This window comes from Variovorax sp. V93 (genome assembly GCF_041154485.1).
Classification (GTDB): Bacteria; Pseudomonadota; Gammaproteobacteria; order Burkholderiales; family Burkholderiaceae_C; genus Variovorax; species Variovorax beijingensis_A.
On sequence record NZ_AP028669.1, the window covers coordinates 979,763 to 993,757 of the forward strand.

Genomic DNA, 13,995 nt, shown 5'->3' on the forward strand with positions numbered 1-13,995 from the left:
GGAACCGGCTTTGCCGGGCCGCTGGTGTTGCCCCCTGGAGGGGGGAGTCGAGCTACACGAAGTGAGCGAGGGACGGGGGTGGGTTTCATCCTAGAGGTTGAAGTACCAGCGGATCGAATGGAAGAAGATCGGCGCCGCGAAGCACAGCGCATCGACACGGTCGAGCAGGCCGTTGGCCCCGGTCACGCCCACGCCCTTCTTGCCCCAGTTGGGAATGCCGCGATCGCGCTTGAGCGCCTTCATCACCAGGTGCCCCATGGAGCCCGCGATGCAGGCGATGACGGACACGGCGAGGGCCTGGCCGAACTTGAAGGGCGTGATGAACGAGAACAGCGCGCCCACCAGGCTGGCCACCACGATGCCGATGCCCCAGCTGGTCCAGTTGAAGCTGCGGCTCACGTTGGGCGCGAAGGGCTTGCGCTGCGTGCGGCGCGAAATCACGTGCTGCACCAGCACCGAGGTCTGCACCACGAACACCAGGAAGAACACGAGAAAGGCGCTCTTGCCCTCGTAGCCCGGAAAGCTCAGCAGCAGCAGCGCCGGCACATGGCTCATGCCGTAGACGCAGACCATGATGCCCCACTGCAGCTTGGCGTTGCGTTCGAGGAAATGGCTCGGGTCGTCGGCCAGCGCACTGGCCACCGGGATCGCGAGGAACACGTAGACCGGAATGAACACGGTGAACAGGTCGAAGCGCGCGGTGGCGACGAGCCAGAACTGGATCGGCAGCACGACGAAGAAGGCCAGGATCAGGCTGCGATGGTCGCCGCGCCGCGTGGGCGAGAGCGTGATGAACTCGCGCAGCGCGAAGAAGGCGATCAGCGCGAACAGCACGGTGGCCACCGTCTCGCCCAGCGCCCAGCCGACCCAGAACACGATCACCATGAACCAGGTGGTGCCCAGCAGCTTGCGGTAGTGCGCCAGCTCGGCCTGCCAGGCGGCGTCGTGCACGGGGTTGCGGCGTTCCTTGAAGGTGAGGAAGAAGGCCGTGGTGCTCACGACCACGAGCAGCCCGAAGACGATGAGGAACAGGGCCGCGACCTGCTGGGTCGGGGTGAGGCTGCGCAGGAACTGGTTCATGTCAGACCTCGCGCAATGCGATCACCGCGGCACGCGCGCGGTCGAGGAAGGGGCGGCGCTCCTCGCCTTCCTCGACGCGGATCGGCGCGCCGAAGGTGACGGAGCACAGGATCGGCACCGGCACGATCTCGCCCTTGGGCATCACGCGCTGCACGTTGTCGATCCACGCCGGCACCAGCACCACCTCGGGGAACATCGTCGCGAGCGTGTAGAGGCCCGACTTGAACTTCTGCGGCTCTCCCGTGTGGCCGCGCGTGCCCTCCGGAAAGATGATGATCGAGTCGCCGCTGCGCAGCGCTTCGACCAGCGGCGCCAGTGGATCGGAGACGGGCGCGGCAGGTTCCGGCTCCACGGCCGGCGGCGTGACGGCGAGCGGCGCGGCCGGTGGTGGAGGAGGCGGCGGAGCGGGAAGGTCGAGCCGCCCTTGCACTTCGTCGAAGGCTTCGGGCGTGATGTCGACGACGGGCGGTGCCATGGGCGCCATCGGCAACAGGGGCTCCATCGAGGGTTCGATGCGCTCGGGCTGTGGCGCAGCAGCGGCATCTCGGACGGGCGGCAGCGGCGCTTCAGGTTCCGCCGGCGCTTCGGCAGGCGCGGCCGGCGCCGTGGCCGCGCGCTCCACATACACCGCGTTGAACACCTCGGTCGTGATCCAGCGCTTGAACGGCGTATTGGCCCAGTAGTCACGCGCCGCAATGGGCCGCGTGATGCTGCGCAGTTCCTCGGGCAGGGCCGCCCAGATCATCACCAGGTCGGCGTGGCTCTGGTGGTTGGCGAAATAGATGCGCTGCTCGGCCTTCGGCGGGCAGCCGTACCAGCGTGCCTGGGCGCCGGTGAGCAACCGGACGATCCCCAACAACAACCAACCCGTGAGCTTTGCCAGCATGGGCGCGATGATACGGGGCATGCGATGGCGTTTCGATCCTCTTTGTCTGGCGTGGGCGATGGCCCTGTTCCTTGTTCTCATCCTGCTGGCCACCATCGGCGCGCGCTGGGGCTGGCTGCGGAGCTTTTTTGGCGACGTGCTGGCCGTGGCGTGGGTCTACCTCGTCTTCAAGACCTTCGTCGCCGCGCGCGTGCTGCCAGTGGGGCTGGCCGCGCTCGGCGTAGGCCTGGCGGTCGAGCTGGGGCAGTTCCTGGCATCGGCCTGGCACCTGCACATTTCGAACCGCGCCCTGCGCATCGTGCTCGGCAGTACCGCCGACTGGTGGGACGTGCTGGCCTATGTGATCGGCTTCGCAGCCGTGCTGGCCATCGAAGCGCTGCGCGAAGCCCTCAGGGCAGTTCGGCCGACGGCATCCGCGCCACGATCGTCGACGCCCTCCCGCTGAGGTAGGACGAGCCGATGCGGCGCTCGAAGAACTTGGGGCTCGGCAGCATCACGGCGAGGCGCGCGGCTTCGGCTGCGCTCAGGCGCGAGGCGGGCTTCCTGAAGTAGTACTGGGCCGCCGCCTCGGCGCCGAACACGCCTTCGCCCCATTCGACGTTGTTGAGGTAGATCTCGAGGATGCGCCGCTTGTCGAGCAGCACCTCGAGCGCCATCGCAAGCGCCAGCTCCTGGCCCTTGCGCAGCAGCGTGCGCTCGCCGGAGAGCAGCAGGTTCTTCGCCAGCTGCTGCGTGATGGTGGAGCCGCCGCGCAGCTGCACCGGCCGCACCGGCTTGCCGCGCGCAATGGCGCGCGCCGCACGCCTGGCCGCCAGCTCCTCGGCCTTGGCGTTGCGCTGGCGCGCACGCTCGATGGCTTCCCATTCCACGCCGTTGTGGTCGATGAAGTCGGCATCCTCGCTCGCGATGACGGCGCGCTTGAGGTTGTCGCTGATCTGCGCGTAGGGCACCCATTCCTGGCGCCAGGCACCCTTGCGGCCCTGGTGGATGGCGATCTGCCAGGCTTCGCTGCGCTGGAACGCGGTGCTTTGCGGATCGATCACCGCCATGGCCGCGATGCGCCCCACGAAGAAAAGCTCCAGTGCCACGCCCGCCACCAGCAGGCAGGCCACCAGCCGCAGCAGCCGCTTCATTGGCCGGCGGCGAGTGAAGCGCGCAATTCGGCCAGCACCTGCGCGGAGGGCGGGCGCACGCCGCGCCAGAACTCGAACGCTTCGGCCGCCTGTTCGACCAGCATGCCGAGCCCGTCGCGCGGCACGGCGCCGTGCGTTTCGGCCCAGGCCATGAAGCCGGCGGCCGCGGGGCCGTACATCAGGTCGACCGCGAGCGCGCCGGGGCGCAGCACCTGCGCGCGCACCGGCACCGCATCGCCAGCGAGGCTGGAGGCCGTGGCATTGACCACCACGTCGAAATTGCCGGTCACCTCGTCGAGCGCCCAGGCTTCGAGCGCCGCGCCATGACTCAGCGCCAATGCCGCATGGCGCTGCACCAGCGCCATGGCCTTGCCGACCGTGCGGTTGGCCACCACGATGCGCGCAGCGCCGGCGTCCAGCAGCGGCCCGAGCACGCCCGCTGCGGCGCCGCCCGCACCGATGAGCAGCAGCTCGCGGCCCGCCAGCGGCACGGCGGCATTGCGCACGATGTCGTTGACCAGCCCGATGCCGTCGGTGTTGTCGGCGTGGATGCTGCCGTCGGCCTCGAAGCGCAGCGTGTTCACCGCCTGCGCAAGCACGGCGCGCTCGCTGGTGTGCAGCGCGAGCGCGGCGGCGTCGAACTTGAACGGCACGGTCACGTTGCAGCCGCGTGCCGCGTCGCCGCGCTCGGCGGCTTCCCGGCGGAAGGCGGCCACGCCTTCGGCAAAGGCGCCGACCGGAACGAGCCGGCGGCTGTAGTCCATCTGCTGGCCGCAGAGTTCGGCAAACCGGGCGTGGATGCGCGGCGAGCGGCTGTGCTCGACGGGGTTGCCCATTACGCAGTACAGGTCCATGGCGCGTGGATTCGCTGTTGGCTATTGGGAGGAGAGCTCGATGGTCTCGTCGCGCGTGAACTTGAAGCGCGACTGCAGCACGATCTGGTCGGTCTCTTTTCGCATTGCGTCGGTGAACTTTCCGAAGCTGCCGATGCTGTGCACGATGGCCTTGGCGCGGCGGTCGAGCACGATGTCGCCCGAGCTTTCGTCGACCACGGTGTCGAGGATCTTGCCGTCGTGGTTGATGGTGATCGTCATCTTGAGCTCGCCATAGAGCTTCTTGCCGGCGGCCGTGGGGAAGTTCTCGGTACCCCGCACCTCGATGCGCCGGCGCAGCGTGTCCACGTAGATGGCGTAGGCCGCCTCGCGCGTGGAAGGGCTCAGGTAGCGCTTCTTGGGGCGCGCGTTTTCTTCATTCACGCGGCGCTCGATCTCGGCCAGCAGCTCCACCATCTGGCGCCGCTTTTCCTCGCGGGCGATGGCTTCCTTCGGATCGCCCGAGGCGCGCGGGTCCGGCGCAGGCATGGCCGCCAGGTCGCGCTTGAGCTGCGCGAGCAGCTGCATCTGCTGGGCCTGCATGGCCTCGACCTGGCGCCGCGCCTCCTCGATCGAGTCGCCGACGGCGGTGAAGCTCGACGGCGGCAGCGGGCTGGTGGCGCGGCCGCGTTCGAGGTCGCCGCCGCCCGCGAGCGAGGTCTGGGCCATCACGCGGGTCTTGGCGTCGGGCTTGTCGTTGGTCTTGCTGTTGACCAGGATCACCTCGAGCGGGGTTTCGCTGAAGACCCGGTTGAACGATTCGGGATCGACGAAACGCACCGCCAGAAGTGCGGCGTGCGCGATGACCGACACGCCAAGTGCGATCTGCAGCGTGCTCAGATCCCTGAAGTTCATGGACGACGCTCCTTGGCGCGCATGGGATGACCGGTGCTCATGCCGGCGTGTTTTCCGGGGCCGCCTCGCTGTCGCTGAGGTCGACCGCAATGGCGATGGGGCCGGCGACTTCTTCCGCTTCCTCGTCGCCGCCTTCCTCCTCGGCCGCGACATCCACCTTGGGCGCGTCGAGGCGCTCGAGCACGGTGCCGTGCACGTCGAGCGCGATTTCGTCGATCTCGCCGAGCTTTACGCGCAGGCGCGCGCCGCGCTCCTGCTGGCCCGCCACCGGGAACACCAGCGGCAGCGTGTCCGCGCGCACCAGCGCGCCGTTCGGGATGTCCTTGATGACGGTCGCCTCGAGCTCGGTGATGCCCCGCTGCTGCAGGTACTTGAGCGTCCAGAAGCGCTCCATGCCGCCCTGGTAGGCGTTGTAGGTTGCGTAGGCGGCGTCGAAGCCCGAGAGAATGGAGAACAGGTCCGCATCCTTGGGCTTGAACGGCGCGGCCAGCGCGGCGGTCTTGCCGTGGCGCGCGGCGGCAATGATCTGCCACTGGTTCACCAGGTCGGTGTAGCGGCGCAGCGGCGAGGTGCTCCAGGCATAGCTCTTCACGCCCAGGCCCGCATGCGGCAGGGCCCGCGTACCCATGCGCACCTTGATGCCGGGCGCCAGGCTGGCCTGGCTGCGGTAGAGCCCGGGCACGCCGAGCTCGCCGAGCCAGCCGCCCCAGCTGCTGTTGGCCAGGATCATGGCTTCGGACACGATCAGGTCGAGCGGCGCGCCGCGCTGGCGCGTGCTGATCTGCACCTGCTCGCTGCCGTCCGGTTCGCCGTCGTTGCCCACGAGGCGGAAGTTGTAGTCGGGCCGGTTGAAGTTCTCGGGCTTGCCGCGCACCACTTCGCGCCGGGCCTTCAGCTCTTTCGCGAGGCGGAACAGGAAGGACAGCGGCGCGCGCAGCTTTGCAGCGGCCTCGGGCGTGTTCTCGCTCGTGAACGAAGCGTCCTCGAGCCAGGGCTGCGTGACCACCGCGTCGAGCTGGTCGTGCCGCAGGTTGGCCACGATCGGCACGCGTTCGAGCTTCGTCTCGGTCGATTGCAGTTCGAGCGTGGCTTCGTCGAAGCGCGCGTAGAGCGACACCGCGGGCCGGTCGCCGCCTTCGAGCAGCGTGTAGGTGCTCACGACATCGTCGGGCAGCATGGTGATCTTGTGGCCCGGCATGTAGACCGTGGACATGCGCGCGCGCGCCACCTGGTCGATGGCGCTGCCCGGCGTCAGTGCCAGGCCGGGCGCGGCGATGTGGATGCCGACCGTGACGCTGCCGCTGCCGAGGCCCTGCACCGAGAGTGCATCGTCGATTTCGGTGGTCTGCGAGTCGTCGATCGAGAATGCCTGCACGCCTTCGGCCAGCGGCAGCTCGTCCACGATGGGCGGCGCGGCGAGTGCCGGGAAACCCGTGCCCTTGGGAAAGTTCTCGAACAGGAAGCGCCGCCAGTGGAACTGGTAGGGCGAGTCGATGGCGCCGGCGCGTTCCAGCAACTCGAGCGGCGGACGCTGGGTGGCGCGCGCGGCGTCGACCACGGCCTTGTATTCGGGCGCGTTCTTGTCGGGCTTGAACAGGATCTTGTAGAGCTGCTCGCGGATCGGCTGCGGGCAGATGCCCTCGGCCAGTTGGGCGGCCCATTCGACGATCTGCGCCTGCACCACCTTCTTCTTCTCGATGGCGGCCAGCGCCTGCTGCAGGATCTCGGCTGGCGCCTTCTTGAAGCGCCCTTTGCCCGCGCGGCGGAAGTAGTGCGGCGCCTCGAACAGCGCGAACAGCGCGGCGGCCTGCTGCGCGAGCGTGGGCTTGTCGCTGAAATAGTCGGACGCGAGGTCGGCAAAACCGAACTCGCCCTCCGGCGCGAATTCCCAGGCCAGGTCGAGGTCCATTGTGGCTGCGAGCGCGCGCGCCTCGGCGATCAGCTCGGCCGGGGCCGGCTTCTCGAAACGCAGAACGATGTTGGCGCCCTTGACCTTGACGCGCTTGCCGGTGTCGAGCTCGACCTGCGCCGATGCTTCGGCCTCCGACAGCACGCGGCCGCCGAGGTACTTGCCGGCTTCTTCAAACAATACAAACATGCCCGGATTGTCCCAGACTTGGGGACGCGCACGGGCCTGGCTGCTGCGCGATGCCTGCCGGGCTTCAGACGGGATTGATGAACGCGATCACGTCGTCGAGGTGGTTTTCCTCGAAATCGGACAGCGCATGGTCGCCGCCCTCGATCAGCTTGATGTTGCTGTCGGGGTAGCGTGCCGAGGTTTCGTGCCAGTCGAGCGCTTCGTCGCCCTTGGCGATGATGGCCAGCACGCGCTCGGGGCGGGTGAGCGCGCCGACCTCCATGGTGCGCAGCTCCTGGATGTATTCGGGCTTGAAATAGAAGTGCTCGGCCGGGTCGTGCCAGGCGGTCTGGTCGCCGATGTAGCGCGCAAGGTCGCGCGCCGGATGCACCGCCGGATTCAGCAGCACGGCGCGGCAGCGCGTCATGCCGGCCACGTAGGTGGCATAGAAGCCGCCCAGCGAGGACCCGACCACGGCCATCGACTTGCGCGGCCAGTCCGCGATGCCCTTCATCACCATGTCGATGGCCTCGCGTGGCGAGGGCGGCAGCTGCGGGCACCACCACTGCAGGTCCGGGTGCTCGCGGGCCACGCGCGCTGCCATCAGCCGCGCCTTGGTGGAGCGGGGCGAGGAGCGGAATCCGTGCAGGTACAACAAGTGAGTGGTTTGCGGGTCCATGCGGGGCGGAGACTGGAAGTGGTGCGGTCTACACAGCTCCCTGGAAGGAGCCGGTTGATTTTGCATGAGGACCGTGCGCCCGACGCGGTCGTCGGCGCACGAGGCTTCGATATGAGGGCTTACTGCACGGGCAAGCTGGTTTGCCACAGGGTCCATGGACGATGCCAAGAGGCAAAAAGTATTCAACTGGAGCGCGCGACCGGACTCGCAAGTCGAAGCGAGTTTCGACGGCCCGCGCTGGTGTCCGCATCCCATGAAAACGGGAGGTCCGCCGGCTCTTTTGCGTTGCGCCGAAGCTTATGCTCAAGCCCATGAATATCGAGGCAACGGACACCGGGAAGACGCACCGCTGGGGCGTGCTCGTGGTCGAGGACGACAGCCGCGCGCGCGCCTTCTTCGAGGCGAGCGTGCAGCGCAGCGCCAGCCTTTTCTGGCTCGGAAGCGCCGGCACGGTGCACGAGGCACTGGCGTGGATGGCCCAGACCACCATCATTCCCGACGTGCTGCTCGTCGATCTCGGCATGCCCGACGGCAGCGGGCTCGACGTGATCCGCGAGGCCGTGGCGCGCTTTCCGGGCTGCGAGCCGCTGGTGATCTCGGTCTTCGGCGATGAGGAAAACGTGCTTGCCAGCATCGAGGCCGGCGCCGTCGGCTACATCCACAAGGACGCTGCGCCGGAAGACATTGCGCAGACCATCGTCGAGATGAAGGCCGGCGCCTCGCCGATCTCGCCCATGATCGCGCGGCGCGTGCTGGCCAAGTACCGCAGCCTGCAGCTGGCCGGAACGCTCGCCGCCGCGCCGCCCGAGGCAGCCCTCGGCACCACCACGGCGCCCAGCCTGCTGTCCGTGCGCGAGCACGAGGTGCTGACCTTGATAGCGCGCGGTTTTTCCTATGCCGAGATCGCACGGCTCAAGGGCCTGAGCGTGCACACAGTGCAGACGCACATCAAGAATCTCTACGGCAAGCTGGCCGTGCACTCCAAGAGCGAGGCCGTGTTCGAGGCCACGCGCCTCGGCCTGCTGTCCCATCCGGGGTGAATCGCGTGGCCGGACGCATGTTCGGGCGGGCGGGCAGGGCGCTTGCTGAGCTATGGCTCGCGGCAACTCTGATGCTGGCGGCGCAGCCGGCGGCGGCCGCGCCGGCCGAGGGCACGATCGAACTGCGCCGCGGCACCGTGTGGACCACCGTCGACGGCGCCACGCACAAGGCGCCCGTCGAACTCTCCTACCACTGGGACCGCCAGCACGGCGGACGCCCCGGCTACGCGACCTTCGAGCTGCCATTCACGCTCGAAGCCGAGCCCGAGGTGCCCTGGGGCATCTTCATTCCACGCGCCGGCAGCGTTCTGGAGGTGTGGCTCAATGACGCGCTGCTGCAGGTCTACGGCGACCTGACCCGCGGCAACGGGGCGGACTACGCCAAGGCGCCGCTGTACGTGCCGGTGCCGGGGCACCTGCTGAAGGCCGGCGAGAACCGCCTGCAGGTTCGCATACGCGCCGACAGCGCCCGCCGGGCCGGGCTTTCGCGCGTGACCATCGGAGCCGCGACGCCGGTGCGCACCGATCTCTTCGAAAGCGCCTATGCCTGGCGCTTCACCGGCTCGGTGCTACTGACCGCCTTCAGCCTGATCGTCGGCAGCATCGCGCTGGCGCTGTGGCTCACGCAGGTGGATGCCGCTGCCACCGGATGGCGCCGGCGCGACAGCCTCTATTTCTGGGCCGCGCTGGCCGAGTTCTGCTGGGCGATCCGGGTGGCCGACGGCGTGATCGCCGAGCCGCCGCTGCCCTGGGGCGCCTGGGGCGTGCTCATGGCCACCTGCTATGCGGGCTGGGCCGCGTCCGCCATGATGTTCTGCTACCAGCTCGCAGGCTGGGACGGCAGCCCGCGCATGCGCTGGCTGCGCTGGCCGATGGCAGGCATGGTGGCCGGAACCTTCGCGGCGAGCGCCATTGCACTTCACCGCGAACAGCCCTATTGGCTCACCGGCTGGCTCGCGCTGGAGATCGTGTTCGTTGCGCTGTTCGTCGGCGCCTTTGCCGTGGCCACCATCCGGCGGCCGAACGTGGGCCGCCTGCTCGTGGCTGCCGCCGCACTGGTGACGCTGGGCTTCGGCACCCGCGACTGGCTCGTGATCCGCCTGAGCGACACCTACGGCGAGACCACCTGGGTGCGCTATTCCTCCGTGTTCTTCGGCATCGCGCTGCTGCTGATCGTCTTGCGGCGCTTCCATGCCGCAAGCGTGCAGGCGCGCGGCTCGGTCGCTGCCCTGGCCGAACGCGTGGCGCAGCGCGAGCGTGAACTCGCATCCACCTTCGCCGCGCTCGAACAGGTGGCGCGCGACCAGGCGCGCACCCACGAGCGCGAGCGCATCCTGCGCGACATGCACGACGGCGTGGGCTCGCACATCAGCTCGGCCATCCGGCAACTGCAGTCGGGCCAGGCCAGGCCGGAGGAACTGCTGCGGACGCTGTGCGACTCGCTCGACCAGCTCAAGCTGGCCATCGACTCCATTCACCTGCCGCCGGGCGACGTCGGCGCCCTGCTGGCGGCACTGCGCTACCGGCTGGAGCCGCGCCTGGCGGCCGCGGGCATCCAGTTCGAATGGGCTGTGGACGAGGTGCCCGACGTGAAGCGGCTCGACGCCCAAGCCATGCGGCAACTGCAGTTCCTGCTGTTCGAGGCGATTTCCAACGTGCTGCAGCACGCCCAGGCCAGGACCCTCCGGATCGAGGCCGAAGCGCTGGCCGGCGCCGTGCAGCTGCGCGTGATCGACGACGGCCGGGGCTTCGATGCGCTGCAGGTGCCCAGGGCGCTGGCGGAGCGCGCCGCCGCCATCGGCGCCCGGCTGGCGCTCGAAAGCCGACCGGGGCGCACGGTCGTTCAGCTCGGCTTCGGCTGAGGTGCGCCGCGGGGCGCGGATAATCCGCCCCCATGTCCGCAGTGTTCAACCAGCCCTCCCTGGCGCGCCGGGTCGCGCCCATCTTCCAGGGCTTCGACGGTTTTCTGGCCTTCGCCGTGCTGCTGCTGGCTTTCGCCGGGCTGCTGACCATGTATTCGTCGGGCTACGACCATGGTTCGCGCTTTGCCGACCACGGCCGCAACATGCTGCTGGCGGGTTTCATCATGTTCGTGGTGGCCCAGGTGCCGCCGCAGCGGCTGATGATGTTCGCGGTGCCGCTCTACGCGACCGGGGTGGCGCTGCTGATTGCGGTTGCGCTGTTCGGCATCACCAAGAAGGGCGCACAGCGCTGGATCAACGTGGGCGTGGTGATCCAGCCCAGCGAAATCCTCAAGATCGCGATGCCGCTGATGCTGGCCTGGTGGTTCCAGCGCCGCGAGGGCCAGCTGCGGCCGCTCGACTTCGTGGTGGCCACGGTGCTGCTGGCGGTGCCGGTCGGGCTCATCATGAAACAGCCCGACCTGGGCACCTCGCTGCTGGTGCTGGCGGCCGGCATGGCGGTGATCTTCTTTGCCGGGCTGCCCTGGAAGCTGATCGTGCCGCCGGTGGTGATCGGCGCCGTGGCGGTCACGCTGATCGTGGGCTTCGAGTCGCAGCTGTGCGCCGACGGCGTCGACTGGCGCGTGCTGCACGACTACCAGAAGCAGCGCGTGTGCACGCTGCTCGACCCCAGCAAGGACCCGCTGGGCAAGGGCTTCCACATCATCCAGGGCATGATCGCCATCGGTTCGGGCGGCGTCGGCGGCAAGGGCTTCATGCAGGGCACGCAGACGCACCTCGAATTCATTCCCGAGCGCACCACCGACTTCATCTTCGCCGCCTATTCCGAGGAGTTCGGCCTGGTCGGCAACCTGGCGCTGATCGCGGCCTTCATCCTGCTGATCTTCCGCGGGCTGGCCATCGCCGCTGCGGCGCAGACCCTGTTCTCGCGCCTGCTCGCGGGCGCGGTCACCATGATTTTCTTCACCTATGCCTTCGTCAACATGGGCATGGTGAGCGGCATCCTGCCGGTGGTGGGCGTGCCGCTGCCGTTCATCAGCTATGGCGGCACCGCCATGGTCACGCTGGGGCTGGGGCTGGGCATCCTGATGTCGATCGCCCGGGCCAGGAAGCTGGCCCAGAACTAATTCCAGAAACACCGAGGAACCGGCTTTGCCGGGCCTCTGGTGTTGCCCCCGGTAGGGGGTGGGCGAAAGCGACACGAAGTGCGCGAAGCCTGGGGGCGAGCAATAATCAGGAATGATCTCCCGCGAACCCACCATCGAGCGCCTCGCCACGGCGCAAAAGCTCCTGCTCACGCCCTTCGGCCTCGACGAATCTCACCTGGGCAAGGCCCTGGCCGAGATCACCGCACACAGGGTGGACGACGCCGACCTGTACTTCCAGTACACGCGCAGCGAAGGCTGGAGCCTCGAGGAGGGCATCGTCAAGACCGGCAGCTTCAGCATCGACCAGGGCGTCGGCGTGCGCGCGGTCAGCGGCGAGAAGACGGCCTTCGCCTATTCGGACGACATCTCCGAGGCTTCGCTGCTCGACGCGGCCCGCACGGTGCGCTCGATTTCCTCCGCAGGCCGCACCGGCCGCGTGAAGACCGCCACCCGCAAGATCGCCTCGAGCCGGTCGCTCTACAACGGCATCGACCCCATTTCCACCCTCGACAGCACGGCCAAGGTCAAGCTGCTCGAAAAGGTCGAGAAGCTGGCGCGTTCGCGCGACCCGCGGGTGGCGCAGGTCATGGCGGGCCTCGCGAGCGAATACGACGTGGTGCTGGTGGCGCGCGCCGACGGCACGCTGGCGGCCGACGTGCGCCCGCTGGTGCGCCTGTCGGTCACCGTGATCGCCGAACAGAACGGCCGGCGCGAGGTCGGCTCGGGCGGTGGCGGCGGGCGTTTCGGCCTGGCCTACTTCAACGACGCGCAGATTGCCGAATACGTCGACCAGGCCGTGAAGGCCGCGCTGACCAATCTCGATGCACGCCCGGCGCCCGCCGGCGAAATGACCGTGGTGCTCGGCTCCGGCTGGCCCGGCATCCTGCTGCACGAAGCCATCGGCCACGGCCTGGAAGGCGACTTCAACCGCAAGGGCTCGAGCGCCTTCTCGGGCCGCATCGGCCAGCGCGTGGCGGCCAAGGGCGTGACGGTGCTCGACGACGGCACCATTGCCGACCGCCGCGGCTCGCTCAACGTTGACGACGAAGGCAACGCCAGCCAGCGCAACGTGCTGATCGAGGACGGCATCCTCAAGGGCTACATCCAGGATTCGCTCAACGCGCGCCTCATGAAGGTCAAGACCACGGGCAACGGCCGCCGCGAAAGCTACGCCCACGTGCCGATGCCGCGCATGACCAACACCTACATGCTCGGCGGCGACAAGGACCCGAAGGAAATCGTGGCCAGCATCAAGAAGGGCCTCTATGCCACCAACTTCGGCGGCGGGCAGGTCGACATCACGAGCGGCAAGTTCGTGTTCTCGGCCAGCGAGGCCTTCTGGGTCGAGAACGGCAAGATCCAGTACCCGGTCAAGGGCGCGACCATCGTGGGCAACGGCCCCGACGCGCTCACCCGCGTGACCATGATCGGCAACGACATGGCGCTGGATTCGGGCGTGGGCACCTGCGGCAAGGAAGGCCAGAGCGTGCCGGTCGGCGTCGGCCAGCCCACCCTGCGCATCGATGGTTTGACCGTAGGCGGAACGGCCTGAGAGCTTGTAAGCTCCGCTCCTCATTTCTTACAAAGAGGAGCATTCGATGAGGATCAGGATCAATTCGTCTGCGGCCCTGTGGGCCGCGGCTGCCGCCGTGGCGCTGGCAACCGCAGGTTGCGCTTCGCGCGGCGGTTCGGGCGACAGCAGCCAGCCCGCGGCATCGGCACCTGCGGCCGGCGCCCCCGCGGCCCCGGCACGCGGCGGCGCCAAGGCCGGCATGGACGCCAAGGGCAACGTCGTTGATTCCTCCAAGGTCGAAGCCGGCAGCGGCCGCACCGTCAAGGGCCTGAATGGCTACGAAGGCGAGATCACCGGCAATCCGGCGCGCAACAGCAGGTTCACGCGGCTGCAGATCGGCATGAGCGCCAAGCAGGTCACCGACCTTGCCGGCCCGCCGACCGACCAGGGCGCCTACGTGACGGGCAAGGCCTTCATCCCGTTCTATTTCGGCAGCGACCGCCATCGCTACGAGATGACCTACAAGGGCCAGGGCCGCCTGGTCTTCGCGGGCGGCGGCATGGGCGACTACTCCAGCGGCAACCTGATCTGGATCATCCACAACCCCAACGAATCCGGCTACCGCTGAGCCCTTGAAGCCGGGCCTTTGCCCGGCTTTTCGTTTTCCGTGCTACATTTCGCCCACATGTCCGCCCTCCGCGCTTATTTCTTTGCCTACTTTTGGTTCCCGGTTTCCGGCGGACGAGAGGCGAGCGCGTAAAGCAAACGAACACCCTCCCAAAACCGCCGG

13 protein-coding genes are annotated in these 13,995 nt (G+C 68.3%); 6 read left to right on the plus strand and 7 right to left on the minus strand.

The window, feature by feature from the left end; translation table 11 throughout:
- Positions 1-90 precede the first annotated feature (90 nt).
- Together ACAM54_RS04375 and ACAM54_RS04380 are read right to left on the minus strand one after the other, a co-directional pair.
- Positions 91-1,080, minus strand: a complete 990-nt coding sequence (locus ACAM54_RS04375) for a phosphatidate cytidylyltransferase (RefSeq protein WP_369649961.1) — start codon at positions 1,078-1,080, stop codon at positions 91-93.
- 1 nt (position 1,081) lies between these two features.
- Positions 1,082-1,966 carry a lysophospholipid acyltransferase family protein gene (locus ACAM54_RS04380; RefSeq protein WP_369649962.1) on the minus strand — a complete coding sequence of 295 codons (885 nt, stop codon included), beginning with the start codon at positions 1,964-1,966 and terminating at the stop codon, positions 1,082-1,084.
- 7 nt (positions 1,967-1,973) lie between these two features.
- Here ACAM54_RS04380 and ACAM54_RS04385 point away from each other — a divergent pair, with 7 nt between their 5' ends.
- Positions 1,974-2,411 (plus strand): DUF2809 domain-containing protein, encoded by a 438-nt coding sequence (locus ACAM54_RS04385; RefSeq protein ID WP_369650946.1) that lies wholly within the window; start codon positions 1,974-1,976, stop codon positions 2,409-2,411.
- On the opposite strand, the gene ACAM54_RS04390 is transcribed toward ACAM54_RS04385, so the two are convergent.
- The 5 genes from ACAM54_RS04390 to ACAM54_RS04410 all read right to left on the minus strand — a co-directional run bounded on the left by ACAM54_RS04390 (position 2,356) and on the right by ACAM54_RS04410 (position 7,582).
- On the minus strand, positions 2,356-3,099 hold the full coding sequence (locus ACAM54_RS04390) for a transglycosylase domain-containing protein (protein ID WP_145740674.1): 744 nt from the start codon (positions 3,097-3,099) through the stop codon (positions 2,356-2,358). The genes ACAM54_RS04385 and ACAM54_RS04390 overlap by 56 nt on opposite strands.
- The gene (gene aroE, locus ACAM54_RS04395) at positions 3,096-3,953 is read right to left on the minus strand and encodes a shikimate dehydrogenase (RefSeq protein ID WP_369649963.1); all 858 of its coding nucleotides are present in this window, start codon (positions 3,951-3,953) and stop codon (positions 3,096-3,098) included. The genes ACAM54_RS04390 and aroE overlap by 4 nt, the downstream gene beginning before the upstream one ends.
- Before the next feature lie 21 nt (positions 3,954-3,974).
- A complete protein-coding gene (locus tag ACAM54_RS04400) occupies positions 3,975-4,826 on the minus strand; it encodes an energy transducer TonB (RefSeq protein ID WP_145740678.1) in 852 nt (283 codons plus the stop codon).
- A 37-nt stretch (positions 4,827-4,863) separates the two neighbouring features.
- Complete coding sequence (locus ACAM54_RS04405) at positions 4,864-6,924, minus strand: ribonuclease catalytic domain-containing protein (protein WP_369649964.1); 2,061 nt, start codon at positions 6,922-6,924, stop codon at positions 4,864-4,866.
- Positions 6,925-6,988: 64 nt separating this feature from the next.
- On the minus strand, positions 6,989-7,582 hold the full coding sequence (locus tag ACAM54_RS04410) for a YqiA/YcfP family alpha/beta fold hydrolase (RefSeq protein ID WP_145740682.1): 594 nt from the start codon (positions 7,580-7,582) through the stop codon (positions 6,989-6,991).
- A gap of 299 nt (positions 7,583-7,881) precedes the next feature.
- Here ACAM54_RS04410 and ACAM54_RS04415 point away from each other — a divergent pair, with 299 nt between their 5' ends.
- From ACAM54_RS04415 to ACAM54_RS04435, 5 genes are all read left to right on the plus strand, one after another.
- Positions 7,882-8,622: a response regulator gene (locus ACAM54_RS04415; RefSeq protein WP_369649965.1), complete on the plus strand. Its 741-nt coding sequence runs from the start codon at positions 7,882-7,884 to the stop codon at positions 8,620-8,622.
- 71 nt (positions 8,623-8,693) lie between these two features.
- Positions 8,694-10,484 (plus strand): sensor histidine kinase, encoded by a 1,791-nt coding sequence (locus tag ACAM54_RS04420; RefSeq protein ID WP_369649966.1) that lies wholly within the window; start codon positions 8,694-8,696, stop codon positions 10,482-10,484.
- 32 nt (positions 10,485-10,516) lie between these two features.
- Positions 10,517-11,671: a rod shape-determining protein RodA gene (gene rodA, locus ACAM54_RS04425; RefSeq protein WP_145740686.1), complete on the plus strand. Its 1,155-nt coding sequence runs from the start codon at positions 10,517-10,519 to the stop codon at positions 11,669-11,671.
- A 112-nt stretch (positions 11,672-11,783) separates the two neighbouring features.
- Positions 11,784-13,244, plus strand: a complete 1,461-nt coding sequence (tldD, locus tag ACAM54_RS04430) for a metalloprotease TldD (protein WP_192323173.1) — start codon at positions 11,784-11,786, stop codon at positions 13,242-13,244.
- 46 nt (positions 13,245-13,290) lie between these two features.
- Complete coding sequence (locus tag ACAM54_RS04435) at positions 13,291-13,833, plus strand: hypothetical protein (RefSeq protein WP_369649967.1); 543 nt, start codon at positions 13,291-13,293, stop codon at positions 13,831-13,833.
- The last annotated feature ends 162 nt before the right edge of the window (positions 13,834-13,995 follow it).

Bases quoted from the DNA above. Each gene is read 5' to 3' on its own strand.
- ACAM54_RS04375 (WP_369649961.1), bottom strand. From the start codon at position 1,080: ATGAACCAGTTCCTGCGCAGCCTCACCCCGACCCAGCAGGTCGCGGCC.
- ACAM54_RS04380 (WP_369649962.1), bottom strand. From the start codon at position 1,966: ATGCTGGCAAAGCTCACGGGTTGGTTGTTGTTGGGGATCGTCCGGTTG.
- ACAM54_RS04385 (WP_369650946.1), top strand. From the start codon at position 1,974: ATGATACGGGGCATGCGATGGCGTTTCGATCCTCTTTGTCTGGCGTGG.
- ACAM54_RS04390 (WP_145740674.1), bottom strand. From the start codon at position 3,099: ATGAAGCGGCTGCTGCGGCTGGTGGCCTGCCTGCTGGTGGCGGGCGTG.
- aroE (WP_369649963.1), bottom strand. From the start codon at position 3,953: ATGGACCTGTACTGCGTAATGGGCAACCCCGTCGAGCACAGCCGCTCG.
- ACAM54_RS04400 (WP_145740678.1), bottom strand. From the start codon at position 4,826: ATGAACTTCAGGGATCTGAGCACGCTGCAGATCGCACTTGGCGTGTCG.
- ACAM54_RS04405 (WP_369649964.1), bottom strand. From the start codon at position 6,924: ATGTTTGTATTGTTTGAAGAAGCCGGCAAGTACCTCGGCGGCCGCGTG.
- ACAM54_RS04410 (WP_145740682.1), bottom strand. From the start codon at position 7,582: ATGGACCCGCAAACCACTCACTTGTTGTACCTGCACGGATTCCGCTCC.
- ACAM54_RS04415 (WP_369649965.1), top strand. From the start codon at position 7,882: ATGCTCAAGCCCATGAATATCGAGGCAACGGACACCGGGAAGACGCAC.
- ACAM54_RS04420 (WP_369649966.1), top strand. From the start codon at position 8,694: ATGCTGGCGGCGCAGCCGGCGGCGGCCGCGCCGGCCGAGGGCACGATC.
- rodA (WP_145740686.1), top strand. From the start codon at position 10,517: ATGTCCGCAGTGTTCAACCAGCCCTCCCTGGCGCGCCGGGTCGCGCCC.
- tldD (WP_192323173.1), top strand. From the start codon at position 11,784: ATGATCTCCCGCGAACCCACCATCGAGCGCCTCGCCACGGCGCAAAAG.
- ACAM54_RS04435 (WP_369649967.1), top strand. From the start codon at position 13,291: ATGAGGATCAGGATCAATTCGTCTGCGGCCCTGTGGGCCGCGGCTGCC.